12 protein-coding genes are annotated in these 14,700 nt (G+C 64.4%); 7 read left to right on the forward strand and 5 right to left on the reverse strand.

Annotated features, from left to right (window positions below; genetic code table 11):
- Positions 1-45: 45 nt before the first annotated feature.
- Together AC58X1_RS14880 and tadA are read left to right on the forward strand one after the other, a co-directional pair.
- Positions 46-1,428, forward strand: a complete 1,383-nt coding sequence (locus AC58X1_RS14880) for a multicopper oxidase family protein (protein ID WP_101317023.1) — start codon at positions 46-48, stop codon at positions 1,426-1,428.
- The gene (gene tadA, locus AC58X1_RS14885) at positions 1,428-1,913 is read left to right on the forward strand and encodes a tRNA adenosine(34) deaminase TadA (protein ID WP_101317025.1); all 486 of its coding nucleotides are present in this window, start codon (positions 1,428-1,430) and stop codon (positions 1,911-1,913) included. The genes AC58X1_RS14880 and tadA overlap by 1 nt, the downstream gene beginning before the upstream one ends.
- A 5-nt stretch (positions 1,914-1,918) precedes the next feature.
- Here the strand turns inward: tadA and mltF are convergent, their stop codons facing one another.
- Positions 1,919-3,376 (reverse strand): membrane-bound lytic murein transglycosylase MltF, encoded by a 1,458-nt coding sequence (mltF, locus tag AC58X1_RS14890; RefSeq protein ID WP_101317027.1) that lies wholly within the window; start codon positions 3,374-3,376, stop codon positions 1,919-1,921.
- Between the two features lie 242 nt (positions 3,377-3,618).
- Here mltF and purL point away from each other — a divergent pair, with 242 nt between their 5' ends.
- Both purL and cutA read left to right on the forward strand, forming a co-directional pair.
- Positions 3,619-7,518, forward strand: a complete 3,900-nt coding sequence (purL, locus tag AC58X1_RS14895; RefSeq protein WP_259075657.1) for a phosphoribosylformylglycinamidine synthase — start codon at positions 3,619-3,621, stop codon at positions 7,516-7,518.
- A gap of 3 nt (positions 7,519-7,521) precedes the next feature.
- A complete protein-coding gene (gene cutA, locus AC58X1_RS14900; protein ID WP_103436248.1) occupies positions 7,522-7,833 on the forward strand; it encodes a divalent cation tolerance protein CutA in 312 nt (103 codons plus the stop codon).
- A 90-nt stretch (positions 7,834-7,923) separates the two neighbouring features.
- On the opposite strand, the gene tatC is transcribed toward cutA, so the two are convergent.
- The 3 genes from tatC to tatA are packed head-to-tail and all read right to left on the reverse strand — an operon-like array spanning position 7,924 to position 9,187.
- Positions 7,924-8,667, reverse strand: coding sequence for a twin-arginine translocase subunit TatC (tatC, locus tag AC58X1_RS14905; RefSeq protein ID WP_150571047.1), 744 nt, complete (start codon positions 8,665-8,667; stop codon positions 7,924-7,926).
- Entirely contained in the window at positions 8,664-8,954 is a 291-nt protein-coding gene (gene tatB, locus AC58X1_RS14910; protein ID WP_101317037.1) for a Sec-independent protein translocase protein TatB, read from the reverse strand. The genes tatC and tatB overlap by 4 nt, the downstream gene beginning before the upstream one ends.
- Positions 8,954-9,187 (reverse strand): twin-arginine translocase TatA/TatE family subunit, encoded by a 234-nt coding sequence (gene tatA, locus AC58X1_RS14915; protein WP_101317039.1) that lies wholly within the window; start codon positions 9,185-9,187, stop codon positions 8,954-8,956. Before tatA ends, tatB begins: the two co-directional genes overlap by 1 nt.
- A 145-nt stretch (positions 9,188-9,332) precedes the next feature.
- Here tatA and gspK point away from each other — a divergent pair, with 145 nt between their 5' ends.
- Positions 9,333-10,295, forward strand: coding sequence for a type II secretion system minor pseudopilin GspK (gene gspK, locus AC58X1_RS14920; RefSeq protein WP_101317041.1), 963 nt, complete (start codon positions 9,333-9,335; stop codon positions 10,293-10,295).
- A 70-nt stretch (positions 10,296-10,365) separates the two neighbouring features.
- Here gspK and AC58X1_RS14925 read toward each other — a convergent pair whose 3' ends face one another.
- Positions 10,366-12,411: a PhoX family protein gene (locus AC58X1_RS14925; RefSeq protein WP_259075651.1), complete on the reverse strand. Its 2,046-nt coding sequence runs from the start codon at positions 12,409-12,411 to the stop codon at positions 10,366-10,368.
- Positions 12,412-12,635: 224 nt separating this feature from the next.
- On the opposite strand from AC58X1_RS14925, the gene AC58X1_RS14930 reads away from it, so the two are divergent.
- Positions 12,636-14,276: a bifunctional UDP-sugar hydrolase/5'-nucleotidase gene (locus tag AC58X1_RS14930; RefSeq protein ID WP_259075649.1), complete on the forward strand. Its 1,641-nt coding sequence runs from the start codon at positions 12,636-12,638 to the stop codon at positions 14,274-14,276.
- Positions 14,273-14,698, forward strand: coding sequence for a pilus assembly protein PilZ (locus AC58X1_RS14935; protein ID WP_259075647.1), 426 nt, complete (start codon positions 14,273-14,275; stop codon positions 14,696-14,698). Before AC58X1_RS14930 ends, AC58X1_RS14935 begins: the two co-directional genes overlap by 4 nt.
- Positions 14,699-14,700: the final 2 nt, after the last annotated feature.

Genomic DNA, 14,700 nt, shown 5'->3' on the forward strand with positions numbered 1-14,700 from the left:
CCCGGTGCTGGCAGACTGATCGCGTATAACGAGGTACCTGCACCGATGTCCTTTACCCGTCGACAAATGCTCAAGGGCCTGACTGGCCTGGTCGTGGTTGGCCTGGGCGCTGGAGGCGCAGCGCGCTACTGGCTGGGCAAGGTCGAGGACGACAACGCCGGACATGACTACGAGCTGATCGCCGCGCCGCTTGAAGTCGAGCTGGTAGCGGGCTTCAAGACCGAGGCCTGGGCCTTTGGCCCATCGGCGCCGGGCACCGAGCTGCGGGTCCGCCAGGGCACCTGGCTGCGGGTGCGCTTCATCAACCACCTGCCGGTCGAAACCACCATCCATTGGCACGGTATCCGCCTGCCGCTGGAAATGGACGGCGTGCCCTATGTCTCGCAACTGCCGGTCAAGCCCGGCGAGTACTTCGACTACAAGTTCCGCGTGCCGGACGCCGGCAGCTACTGGTATCACCCGCACGTGAGCAGCTCCGAGGAGCTTGGTCGGGGCCTGGTCGGCCCACTGATCGTCGAAGAGCGCGAGCCCACCGGCTTCAAGCATGAGCGCACGCTGAGCCTGAAAAACTGGCACGTCGACGAGCAGGGCGGGTGGCTGCCGTTCAGCATCCCCCGTGAAGCTGCGCGCAATGGCACCGCTGGGCGCTTGATCACCATCAACGGTCAGGCCGATTCGGTCACCGAGCTGCCGGCCGGGCAGGTCGTGCGCGTGCGCCTGCTCAACCTCGACAATACCTGGACCTACCGCATCAACCTGCGTGGCAACTGCGAGGCGATGATCTACGCCCTCGATGGCAACCCGGTCACGCCGCGGCCATTGGACGATGACTATTGGCTGGGCCCTGGCATGCGCATCTGCCTGGCGATCCGCATCCCTGAAGCCGGCGAGGAGATCTCCCTGCGCGACGGCTTTGTGCGCCTCGGCACCCTGCGCTCGGTTGCCAGCAGCGACGCCCCCGGCGAATGGCCGCCGGCATTACCGGCCAACCCGATCGCCGAACCAGACCTGGCCAACGCCGAGAAGATCAACTTCAATTTCGAGTGGGTCGGCAAGGTTTCGGTCGACACCGACAGCGGCCGCCCGCCAAGCCTGTGGCAGATCAACGGCAAGGCCTGGGACATTACCGACAAGACCTGCGCCGACCGCCCGATCGCCACATTGGAAAAGGGCAAGAGCTACATCTTCGAGCTGAAGAACATGACCCAGTACCAGCACCCGATTCACTTGCATGGCATGAGCTTCAAGGTGCTCAGCTCCAACCGGCACAAAATCACCGAGCCGTGGTTCACCGATACCTACCTGCTGGGCAAGAACGAGCGCGCCCAGGTGGCCCTGGTGGCTGATAACCCGGGTACCTGGATGTTCCATTGCCACGTCATCGACCACATGGAAACCGGCCTGATGGCCGCGATTGCGGTGGTCTGATGCGCGCGCAGATTATCGATCGCAGCCGTGATCAGGCCTTTATGCAGATGGCCCTGGAGCTGGCTGCGCAAGGTGCGGCGTTGGGCGAAGTGCCGGTTGGCGCGGTGCTGGTGCAGGGTGGCGAAGTGATCGGCAGCGGCTTCAACCGACCGATCACCGATAGCGACCCCAGCGCCCACGCCGAGATGGTCGCCATTCGCGCTGCAGCGCAGGCGGCCAGCAACTACCGGCTGCCCGGCAGCACGCTGTACGTGACCCTGGAGCCGTGCAGTATGTGCGCAGGTTTGATCGTTCATTCGCGGGTGGCGCGGGTGGTGTATGGGGCGCTGGAACCGAAAGCGGGGATCGTGCAGAGCCAGGGGCAGTTCTTTACCCAGGGCTTTCTCAACCATCGGGTGCTGTTCGAAGGTGGGGTGCTGGCGCAGGAATGCGGGCAGATACTCAGCGATTTCTTCAAGGCGCGGCGGGCAAAAGCCTCGAGCTGAGCCGGTTACATCGGCGGTGACTGTTCCGCTGGCTTGTCCTTGTTGACCCCTGGCACATGCAGGTTGCCTTCGGCGACCTGGCCTTCGAGCTGCGGCTGGGTCACCCAGGTCAGGATGTCGTAGTAGCGGCGGATGTTGGCGACAAAATGCACCGGCTCGCCGCCGCGGGCGTAGCCATAGCGGGTCTTGCTGTACCACTGCTTCTGCGACAGGCGCGGCAGCATCTTCTTTACGTCCAGCCATTTGTTCGGGTTCAGGCCTTCGCGCTTGGCCAGGGTGCGGGCGTCTTCCAGGTGGCCGCTGCCGACGTTGTAGCCGGCCAGGGCGAACCAGGTACGGTCCGGCTCCTTGATGCTGTCGTCGAGCTGTTCCTTGACCAGCATGAAGTACTTGGCGCCGCCGGTGATGCTCTGCTTGGCATCCAGCCGGTTGGACACGCCCATCGCCTGCGCGGTGCGCTGGGTCAGCATCATCAGCCCGCGCACGCCGGTCTTGGAGGTCACCTCAGGCTGCCACATCGACTCCTGATAGCCGATTGCCGCAAGCAGGCGCCAATCGACCTGCTCGACCTTGGCCGAGGCCTTGAAGTGCTTTTCATACTTGGGCAGGCGCTGCTGCAAATGCTGGGCGAAGGTGTAGGCGCCGACGTAACCGAGGACGTCGACGTGGCCGTAGTAACGATCCTTGAGGCGCTGCAGGGTGCCGTTCTTTTGCGCTTTGTCGAGGAACTCGTTGACCTCGTTGAGCAGGCTGTTGTCTTCGCCCGCGGCGACTGCCCAGCGCTGATCACGACTGTCGCCCAAGTCAAAGGCAACCCGTACATTGGGGAAGTACACCTGGTTCATCGCCAGCTCGTTGGAGTCGACCAGGGTCAGGTCGATCTGGCCTTCATCGACCATGCGCAGCAGGTCGACTACTTCAACGGCGTCGGATTCTTCGTATTCCAGGGTCGGGAACTGTTTTTTCAGCGCTGCCAGTTGCTCTGCATGGCTGCTGCCCTTGAGCACCATGATCTTCTTGCCGATCAGGCCCTTGGCCTGGGTCGGCCGCGAACGCCCATTGCGGTAGATGACCTGCGGGGTGACTTCGAGGTACGGATGCGAGAATTTCGCCTGGATGTTGCGCTTTTCGCTGCTGACCAGGCCCGCCGCTGCCAGCACTGGACCGGACGGTTTGCCCAGTTGATCGAACATTTCGTCGATATTGTCGGCGGTTTCGATCTCCAGCTTCACCCCCAGGTCATCGGCGAAACGCTTGACCAGCTCGTATTCGAAGCCGGTTTCCCCGTTGCGGTCCTGGAAGTAAGTGGCCGGGCTGTTGCGGGTAATCACGCGCAGCACGCCGTCTTCCTTGACGCGCTCGAGAGTGCTGGGTTTTTCAACACAGGCACCGAGCATCAGGAAGAGGCCGGTTGCGAAGAGCCATTGGGCGCAACGCTTGCGCAAAGCAGTGGGGGCGAACATAGCTTGCAGTATACGCAAAGGGCCGCAACTGCCATATCTCGACAACGCTGGGCAGGTCTGCTAGCAGATTGGCCAGGGATTTGTTGATGGCCGAGCAAAATCGGTAAAAAGCCCCGACTTTTCTGACCCCGGAGTCCGGTTCAGCCGCCCGGCAGCATTGCCTTGCAGCGGGTGCCCAATCGCGCGAATTACGCTAGAATGCACGGCCTCTAAGCACACCCCTTCCTGAGGCTGTCCCGACGATGTTGATCCTGCGCGGCGCTCCTGCCCTTTCTGCCTTTCGCCACGGTAAGCTACTCGAGCAACTGAGCCAGAAAGTCCCCGCTGTTACCGGCTTGTATGCCGAATTCGCCCACTTCGCTGACGTCGATGGTGAATTGACCGCCGACCAGCAGCAAGTGTTGGCCCGTCTGCTCAAGTACGGGCCGAGCGTGCCGGTACAAGAGCCGACTGGCCGCCTGTTCCTGGTAGTTCCGCGCCTGGGCACGATTTCGCCCTGGGCCAGCAAGGCCAGCGACATCGCCCACAACTGCGGCCTGCAGAGCATTCAGCGCCTGGAGCGCGGCATTGCCTTCTATGTGGCCGGCGACCTCAGTGAGGCCGACGCGCAAGAAGTTGCCGCCGCGCTGCATGACCGCATGACCCAGCGCGTGCTGACCCAACTGGAGCAGGCAGGCGATCTGTTCAGCCATGCCCAGCCCAAGCCGATGACCTCGGTCGACGTGCTCGGCGGTGGCCGTACAGCTCTGGCGCAGGCCAACATCGACCTCGGTCTGGCCCTGGCCGAAGACGAGATCGATTACCTGGTCAACGCCTTCCAGGGCCTCAAGCGTAACCCGAACGACATCGAACTGATGATGTTCGCCCAGGCCAACTCCGAGCATTGCCGACACAAGATCTTCAATGCCACCTGGGACATCGACGGCCAGGCGCAGGACAAGAGCCTGTTCGGCATGATCAAGAACACCTACCAGATGCACAGCGAAGGCGTGTTGTCGGCTTACAAGGACAACGCCTCGGTGATCGTCGGCAGCGTGGCCGGGCGCTTCTTCCCGAACCCTGAAACCCGCCAGTACGGCGCGGTGCAGGAGCCGGTGCACATCCTCATGAAGGTCGAGACGCACAACCACCCGACCGCCATTTCGCCATTCTCCGGCGCTTCCACCGGTTCTGGTGGCGAGATCCGTGACGAAGGCGCGACCGGTCGCGGCGCCAAGCCCAAGGCTGGCCTGACCGGCTTTACCGTGTCCAACCTGCGGATCCCAGGCTTCGAACAGCCGTGGGAGAAGCCATACGGCAAGCCAGAGCGCATCGTCAACGCCCTCGACATCATGGTCGAAGGCCCGCTCGGCGGCGCCGCGTTCAACAACGAATTCGGCCGTCCGGCCCTGACCGGCTATTTCCGTACCTTCGAGCAGTCGATCCAGACCCCGCACGGCGAAGAAGTGCGCGGCTACCACAAGCCGATCATGCTGGCCGGCGGCCTGGGCAACATCCGTGAAGATCACGTGCAAAAGGCCGAGATCACCGTTGGCGCCAAGCTGATCGTGCTCGGCGGCCCAGCCATGCTGATCGGCCTGGGTGGCGGCGCGGCGTCGTCGGTTGCCACCGGCGCCAGCTCGGCTGACCTCGATTTCGCTTCCGTTCAACGGGAAAACCCGGAAATGGAGCGCCGCTGCCAGGAAGTCATCGACCGCTGCTGGCAGCTGGGCGACGACAACCCGATCGCCTTCATCCATGACGTCGGCGCGGGCGGCATTTCCAACGCCTTCCCGGAACTGGTCAACGACGGTGGTCGTGGTGGCCGCTTCGAACTGCGCAACGTGCCCAACGACGAGCCGGGCATGGCCCCGCACGAAATCTGGAGCAACGAATCGCAAGAGCGTTACGTGATGGCGGTCGATGCGGCCAACTTCGAGCGTTTCAAAGCCATCTGCGAACGTGAGCGCTGCCCGTTTGCGGTGGTCGGCGAAGCCACTGCCGAACCGCACCTGACCGTTACCGACAGCCACTTCGGCAACACCCCGGTCGACATGCCGCTCGACGTCCTGCTCGGCAAGCCGCCGCGCATGCACCGTTCGGTCACTCGCGAAGAAGAGCTTGGCGATGAGTTCGACCCAAGCACGCTGGACCTGGCCGACTCGGTCGAGCGCGTGCTGCACCACCCGGCGGTGGCCAGCAAGAGCTTCCTGATCACCATCGGCGACCGCACCATCACCGGCCTGGTTGCACGCGACCAGATGGTCGGCCCATGGCAGGTTCCGGTAGCGGATTGCGCCGTGACCGCGACCAGCTTCGACGTCTACACCGGCGAAGCCATGGCGATGGGTGAGCGTACCCCGCTGGCCCTGCTGGATGCCCCGGCCTCCGGCCGCATGGCGGTCGGTGAGGCGCTGACCAACCTGGCTGCTGCGCGTATCGACAAGCTGTCCGACATCAAACTCTCGGCCAACTGGATGTCGGCAGCCGGCCACCCGGGTGAAGATGCCCGCCTGTTCGACGCCGTCCGAGCCGTAGGCATGGAACTTTGCCCTGAGCTGGGTCTGACCATTCCAGTGGGCAAGGACTCCATGTCGATGAAGACCCAGTGGAGCGAGCAGGGCGCGCAAAAAAGCGTGACTTCGCCGATGTCGCTGATCATCAGCGGCTTCGCCCCGGTGGTCGACGTACGCCAGACCCTGACCCCGCAACTGCGCATGGACAAGGGCGAAACCGACCTGATCCTGATCGACCTGGGCCGCGGCAAAAACCGCATGGGCGCGTCGATCCTGGCGCAGACCCACGGCAAGCTGGCTGCGCAAGCGCCGGACGTCGACGACGCTGAAGACCTCAAGGCCTTCTTCGCCGTGATCCAGGGCCTCAACGCCGATGGTCACCTGCTGGCCTACCACGACCGTTCCGACGGCGGCCTGCTGACCACCGTGCTGGAAATGGCCTTCGCCGGCCATTGCGGTCTGGACCTTGAACTCGACACCCTGACCAGCAAGCGCGAAAAAGTCGCGGCGATTCTCTTCAACGAAGAGCTCGGCGCGGTCATCCAGGTTCGCCAGGATGCCACCCCGGACGTGCTCGCGCAGTTCAGCGCTGCTGGCCTGGGCGAGGATTGCGTGGCCGTGATCGGTCAGCCGATCAACAACAGCGAAGTGCTGATCAAGCTCGCCGGCGAAGCGGTATTCACCGGTGATCGCGGCCAGCTGCAGCGCGAGTGGGCCAAGACCAGCTATCAGATCCAGCGCCTGCGTGACAACGTCGACTGCGCTGATCAGGAATACGCCGGCCTGCTGGTTGAAGACAACCCAGGCCTGAGCGTCAAGCTTGGTTTCGACGTCAACCATGACATCGCGGCGCCGTACATCAAAAAAGGCATCCGCCCGCAAGTGGCAGTCCTGCGTGAGCAGGGCGTCAACGGCCAGGTCGAGATGGCTGCGGCGTTCGACCGTGCCGGCTTCAACGCCGTCGACGTGCACATGAGCGATATCCTCGCCGGTCGTGTTGACCTGGAAGCGTTCAAAGGCCTGGTTGCCTGCGGCGGCTTCTCTTACGGTGACGTGCTCGGTGCCGGTGAGGGCTGGGCCAAGTCGGCGCTGTTCAACAGCCGCGCGCGGGATGCCTTCCAGGCATTCTTCGAGCGTGACGACAGCTTCACCCTGGGTGTGTGCAACGGTTGCCAGATGATGTCCAACCTGCACGAGCTGATCCCGGGCAGCGAGCTGTGGCCGCACTTCGTGCGTAACCGCTCCGAGCAGTTCGAAGCCCGTGTGGCGATGGTCGAGGTGCAGAAGTCCAACTCGATCTTCCTGCAGGGCATGGCCGGTTCGCATATGCCGATCGCCATCGCCCACGGTGAAGGCCACGCCGAGTTCGCCGACCCGGCCGCGCTGCTTGCAGCCGACCAGTCTGGCTGCGTGGCGCTGCGCTTTGTCGACAACCACGGCAAGGTCACCGAAGCCTACCCGGCCAACCCGAACGGCTCACCGCGTGGTATCACCGGTCTCACCAGCCGCGATGGCCGCGTGACGATCATGATGCCGCACCCTGAGCGGGTGTTCCGCGCAGTGCAGAACTCGTGGCGTCCAGACGACTGGCAGGAAGATGCGGCGTGGATGCGCATGTTCCGCAACGCGCGGGTGTGGGTGAACTAAGCGGTGTACAAGCTCGCCTTCTTCGTCCCGGCCAGCCATGTCGAAGTGGTCAAGGCCGCCGTGTTTGCCGCCGGTGGCGGCCGTATCGGTGGCTATGAGCACTGCGCCTGGCAGACCCTTGGCCAAGGCCAGTTCCGGCCGATGGCCGGCAGCCAGCCGTTTCTCGGGCAGGCTGGCGAGGTCGAGCAGGTCGAGGAGTGGAAGGTCGAGCTGGTGGTGGCCGACGAGCTGATTCAGCAGGTTGTCACTGCCTTGAAGCACAGCCACCCGTACGAAACGCCTGCTTATGAGGTTTGGCCGTTGGCTGACTTCTGAGCTGTTGTTGTCGCACCGTTACACGCGAAAAGCCCCGGCAGGCCACTGCCGGGGCTTTTCAATTTACAGTGACACGCTGCTGCACGTGCCTCAGTCGCCACTGCGCCTCGTGGGCAGCGAAGTGCAGGCCAACAGCCCGACTTCAAACAGGACCCACATCGGCACCGCCAGCATCGTCTGTGAGAACACATCCGGCGGCGTCAGGATCATCCCCACCACAAAGCAGCCGACGATCACGTAGGGCCGACTCTTGCGCAGCGTCGCCACATCGGTCAAACCGGCCCAGACCACGATGAAGGTCGCCACCGGGATCTCGAACGCCAGGCCAAACGCCAGGAACAGCGCCATGATGAAATCCAGATACAGGCTGATGTCGGTCATCATCGCCACGCCATCAGGCGTCACGCTGGCGAAAAAGCCGAACATCATCGGAAATACCAGAAAGAACGCGAAGGCCATGCCGCTGTAGAACAGGACGATGCTCGACAGCAGCAGTGGCAGGGCGATGCGCCGCTCGCGCTGGTACATGCCGGGCGCTATGAAGCCCCAGGCCTGATGCAGCAGCAACGGCATGGCCACGAACAACGCGCACATCGCGGTCAGCTTGAACGGCGTCAGAAACGGCGAGGTGACGCTGGTGGCAATCATGCTGGTGCCTTCCGGCAGGTACCGGCGCAGCGGCTCGGAAATCAGCGTGTACAGCGTCTGCGCAAACGGGAACAGCGCGGCGAACAGCAGGCCGATCATCAGCAGGGCGCGCAGCAGGCGTTTGCGCAGTTCGCGCAGATGCTCGGTGATCGGCATGCGAGGCTGCTCAGGCACAGCAATGCTCATGATGCATTCTCCTTGGCGATGACCGGCGCAGCGGCGTCATTGGCCGGCTGCGTGTCGAGGCGGATACCCTGGCGCAGGTCCTGTTCCAGGCGTTGCAGCGGCGCGCTGTCCAGTGCCGGCAGGTCGATCTCGCGTTCGACCTGGGTGCGCAGCGTGTGCATCGCGCGACGGGCCTGGCCCAGCACGCGGCCGACCGCGCGCGCCGCCACCGGCAGGCGCTCGGGGCCGAGCACCAGCAGGGCGACGATGCCGACCAGCATCAGCTCGGTGAAGCCGATCTCGAACATCAGGCCTGACGGTCCGTGTGCGCCTGCGGCACGCTCTGCCCGTTCAGCGTTGGCGCCTGCTCGGCCTGAACATTGGCAGCGTTGTTGGCATCGGTATCGCCGCCCATGGATTTGCGAAAGCCCTGGATCGCCTCGCCGACATCGCTGCCCAGGCCCTTGAGGCGCTTGGTGCCAAACAGCAGAAACACGATCAACAGCACGATCACCAGTTGCCAGATTCCAATACCACCCATGTCAGCGCACTCCTGTAAGGCCATGAAAAGAGAAGCAATCCTGCCTGTCCTAGATGACGCCTGGATGACGGTGGAACGGCTGCCATCTGCCTGCAACACGCACGGTGTTGACTGGCGGCTTTCGGTGATGAAAAGGCAGGCGGCAATGGGCGGTAAGCAACAGCAGGGCGCGGCACTGTTGATGGTCATGGTGGCGCTGGCGATGCTGGCTGCGGGCTTGACCTGGCTGGTCGAAGGTGGCCGTCGTCAGGTCGATGAAGTGCGCCTGCTGCAGCAGCGGGTGCAGGCGCGGGCGATGCAACAGGCCGGTCTGGCCTATGCCAAACAAGCCCTGCGCGATCCCGCTTGGCGGCTCAGCCCGCTGTTCTGGCAGGCCCTGCGCGGGCAGCCACTGAATTACGATTTTGCCGGCGGTACGGCGCAGTTGCGGGTACGCGATCAGCACACCTGCTTCAACGTCAATGCCCTGCTTGGCAACGACGCCGAGCGCGCCGAGCGCCAACTGCGCTACTTGCTGGGCGACAACATGGCGGCCGAACGGCTGGTGCACGGCCTGGCGGACTGGCTCGACAGTGACAGCGATGCCCGCCTGCAAGGCGCCGAAAGTGCCCAGTACCTGCGCCAGCAGCCACCGCGGCTGGCGGCCAATCAGCCGATGCTCGACAGCAGCGAGCTGAACCTGCTGCTGGAGCCGGACGCGACCCGCCAGCGCCGCTATCCGATGTTGTGTGCGATCGCGCAGACCAGTGGCTGGCGCTTGAACGCCAACGCCTTGGGCCTGGAACACCTGGAGCTGCTCGATGCGTTGTATGAAGGCAAGTATCCGCGTTCACTGCTCAGCCGCATTGTCAGTGGCCGGCCTGCGACCGGTTATGCCGATGCAGCGGATCTGCGCCAGGCGCTGGGTGCGGTCGATGATGAAACGTTCGAGCGCTTGAGTGAGGGCTTGCTGCTCAACAGCGGCCATTACCTGTTGCAGCTGTCGTTCGAGGAAGAGGGGCTGAGCTTGCGCAGTCAGTTGCAGGTCGAGGCTCTGGGTGTGGTGCAGTGGCATGCGCGGGTGCCGGCGCAGCAGGTGCGCGTCAGGGCGCGCGAACCGTTGTTGTGAGCCCACAATCGAGAACGCCCCGGTCGCAGTGCCAGGGCGGCGCTGCAACCGGGGCGTTGATCAGGTTTGATCAGGCAGTGCCGATCTCGCCGCCATCATTACGCTGAATGACTACCGTCGAAGCTCGCGGGCGCACCGTGGCACCTGCCGGAGTGGCGTCGGTAGCGACGTCGTTGTACGGCCAGTTGCCCGGATGCTGGATGTTGACGAACATCGACTTGTTGTCTGGGGCAAAGGCAATCCCGGTCACTTCACAGCCGTTCGGGCCGACGAAGAAACGGCGCAGGGCCGACTGGTTCTGCGCGTTCACCGGGACCTGCTTGCCGGCAGCATCGACCAGATCGGTCGGGATCACCGCCAGCAGCTGGTCGTTGGTGTAGTCGGTGAGGGTCGACTCGCCGTTGTCGGTTTCGATCCAGAGCACGCCGCGGCTGTCGAAGCTCATGCCATCGGGGCTGGCGAACTGGTTCAGTTCGGTCAAGCCGGAGCGGTTGATATCGGCAGTGCCGGCAGCGTTGGCGCCAAACACGAAGATGTCCCAGTTGAAGCTCAACTGGTCGTCGCTGTCGTGCCAGCGGATCACGTGGCCATGACGGTTCGGCCCGCGTGGGTTGGCAGCATCGACCTTGTCCGCAGTGCGCGCGCTGTTGTTGGTGAGGGTCAGGTAGACGTCACCGTTGACCGGGTGTACCGCGGTCCACTCGGGGCGGTCCATCGGCGTTGCACCAACGGCATCGGCGGCGCCGCGGGTATTGATGATGATCCCCGGCAGGTCACCGAACAGCGCGCCCAGGGTGCTGCCGCCGGTGGTGGCGGTGGCCACGTCGAGCAGCAGCCAGTTGCCGCTGCCGTCGGCATTGAAGCGAGCTACGTACAGCTTGCCTTGGTCCATGTACTTGGCACCGGTAGCCAGGCGGTCGGCCGGGGTGGCGTCCGCCGGGTCCCAGACCGCGTCGGAGACGAACTTGTACAGGTATTCGTTGTTGGAGTCGTCGCCGGTGTACCAGACCAACGGCTTGCCCGCGACCGGCAGGCCCGGGCAGCAGCCCTCGTGGCGGAAGCGGCCCAATGCGGTGCGCTTCACTGCCAGGGTGCTGGCGTTGTACGGGTCGATCTCGACGATGTAGCCGTAGGTGCTGGCTTCGTTGCGGTAGTCGTCAGTGGCGCTGGCGCCGCTTGGGGTGATGTTGAAACGGCCGAACTCATCGTCCACTTCGCTGGCATCACCGGCACAGGTTTCCCAGCGGTACTGGCCACGGGTGGCGCTGACGCCGATGCGCACTTGATCCGCCGGGCGGGTCGCAGTGTTGACGAAGATGCCTGGCCAGTTTTCTTCGCAGGTCAGGTAGGTGCCCCACGGCGTGTAGCCATTGCCGCAGTTGTTGTTGGTGCCGCGGCACTGGGTGCCGGCTGGGGAGAATTTGGTCTTGACATGGTCGCTGCCGCGCAGTGGTCCGGCGATATCCATCAGCGACACCGTGGTGAAGCGGCGGTTGAGCGGGTCGTTGTCGACCACCTGCCAGCGCCCGCTGACCTTGCTCAGGCGGACCACGCCGGCGCCGTGGGCGTTGATTTCCTTGCGTGCTTCTTCCACCGGGCGCTTGCCGCTGCCGTCGGTGGTGGGGCCGGCCGGGTGCAGTGCGGCGGCATCGATGTACTCGAAGTTGATCGCCAGCAGGCCGTCATCCGAGCTGCCGTTGATAGGGAAGAAGTGCATGCCGTCGTGGTGCATGCCCATCGCGTTGGCCTGGTCGGTGGAGGTGTTGCTGCCATCGGACTTCCACGGATTGGCGTTGCTGTTCAGCGGAGTGCCCCAGGGCGCCAGCACGTAGGCGCTGTAACCGGCAGCGACGACGCAGGCATCGGTGCGCGAGCCTGCGATGGAGTCGAAACCGAGCCTGAGCTTGACCGGCTCCGGGGTAGACGGCGAGTCGTTGTCGGAACCGCCACCACTGTCGAAACAGCCTGTCAGACCGGTGCCGGCGATCATTGCGATGGCTGCGCCAAGGCTGCCGCGCATCACGGTGCGACGGCTCAGGTAAGTGTCCATGACGCTGGCCATCGGCAGGTTGCCGCTTTGGTTGCGGTCCAGGTTGTCGCCGGTGTCTCGACTCATCAGGGTGTCCTTATAGTGGCTGAGTTGGAGGAAACCGCGACTGTAGTGCTCAAGTGTGATGATTCCTTGGCAGAAATATTAAGGTCTGCTTAAAACCAGCAGTTCTTACCAGTGCGTATTGACAGAACAGTCGGCGATTACTGTCGGATATCTGCCATGAAACTGTCATCTGAGCGCCGCAATATCCGAACCCCAACGTGAACTCGGAAAAGGATGCGGGCCTGATGGTTAGCAGTGTGGGCAGACGCGAGGTAATCAGCTGGATGGGTGTCGCGGCGTTGACGCCGTTGCTTGGCGCCTGCTCGGCGCTGCCCGGCCAGCGTGGCGGCGGTGCGCCGCTGGACCTGCTGTATCTCGCCGACACCCTGGATGCCCGCCAACCCGGCCAGGCGGTGGTGCCGGCGACGCGCCTGGGGCCGGTCAGCCACCTCGGCCGCGCGCCGTGGATGACCGGCGCCAGCGCCAGTGCCGCATCCCCGGAGCTTGCGCCTTTGCTGGATGCCAGCCAGAGCAGCCGCGCACAGCTGGGTGGGTACCCGGTGCTGGCCGCGTTGCTCGAGCAACTGCGCAACGAAGCCGGCGCAGACAACTGCCTGACCCTGGAGAACGGTCAGGGCTGGAATGGCAGCGGCCTGGCTTATCTGAGCCAGGGCGAAAGCGGCGTGCAGGGCAGCCAGCTACTGGGCAGCGATGTCCGCGTCAGCAGCGATGAACGTGTGCTCTGGCCACAGCGCTGTGCGGCGCTCTATCAGCAGTCTACCGCGGCGACACTGGGTGCAGGCCTGTCTGCCGAGCAGAGCAAGGCGCTCGGCATCGACAGCCTGCGGGTGTTCCAGCGCGCAGGTGTGCGGATTGCTGTGGTGGGGGTGACCGACCCTTATGCGCAGGATCAAAAAGCCTCTCTGAAGCAGTGGTATCAGTCACTGCAAGCGGTCTTTCAGCAGGCGCGACGCGAGGCTGATCTGGTCATTGCGCTGGCCGATGTCGGCACCGGCCCGGGCCTGTGGCTGGCCGAGCGCGTGGCTGAAATCGACGTGCTGCTATGCGCCCGTGGCCAGGACTTGTGGCCGGCGCCAGTGCTGGCCAGCCAGGCCAGCGGCCGGCAGGTGCCGGTGCTGTTCGCCGGTTGCCGTGGCAGCGGCGCGTTCCGTTTGCGTTGCCAGCAGGTGGCGGGTCAATGGCAGTTTCAGGCGCGTTTCTTTCCCGCCTTCGAGCAGCAGTTGACGCCCGCTGCCCAGGCGCGCGCCGCACAACTGCGCAGTGTGGTGCGGGCGCAGCGTGCCGGCCATGCCGCTTGGCTCGATCTACCGTTGGCACGAGCGCCGCAAGCCCTGTGGCGGCGCGATACGCGCGGCGGCAGTTGGGATGCCTTGCTCCAGCAAGCGTTGTCTGACAGCAGCGCCATGCCGGTGTTGTTGCCGGGGCTGCGCTACGACTATCCGTTGGCAGGCGGTGAAATGATTACCCGCGAGCACCTGATAAGCCTTACCGGTGGCTACCCGGCGCCCGTGGTCGAGGCGCCGGCACGGCAGGTTGAACAGGTGCTGGAAAACGCCGCCGAGCAGTTGTTCGGCGACCCGCTGCTGCTCGACAACAGCCAGGATCTACCACGCTGGCAAGACCAGGCCTGGCGCGTCAGTTATAGCCCGCAAGGCAAGCGTATCGCTGACTTTGCGACCGTGCAGGGCCAGTGCCGTACCTTCGGCCTGCAGTTCGCCGCCGATGCCGGTGAGCCGCTGTGGCAAACCCTCGAAGCCTGGTTGCGTCGTCAGCCCAGCGACTGGCGCCTGGCACCGCTGCAGTTGCCTGAGGTGCGCTATGTACAGGGGCATCCCGGCTGGCACCCACGGCAGGCTAAGACGTGAGCTGGAGCAGTCGCCTCGGCGCTTTTTTGCTGTTGACCCTCGCCGGCTGGCTGGCGGCGCAATGTGTGCTGCAGCTTAGCCGTCAGCCGCAGCCGGCCACGACGGCGCAGCCTGAACACGCGGCCATTCCAGGGCTGATGGCGGGGCACTGGCAAGCCCCGCTCGACACCGGCGAGATCCCTCTGACCCGGCTGCCCTTGCAGTACCTCGGCGGGCTGCGTGCCCAGCCGCTGTCGGCGACGGTGGTGGTGCTGCGTTTCGGCGAGCAGATTCGCACCTTGGGCCGCGGCCAGCGGCTGGCGCCGGGGATCGTGCTGCAGGACATCGATGGCGCAGGCCTGATTATCGACAACCAGGGGCGGCGCGAACGCCTGCCCTGGCCGCCACGGCCCGCCGTGACCGGCTTCAAGCGGCAAGGATGAGT

This window comes from Pseudomonas sp. PGPR N4 (genome assembly GCF_059693665.1).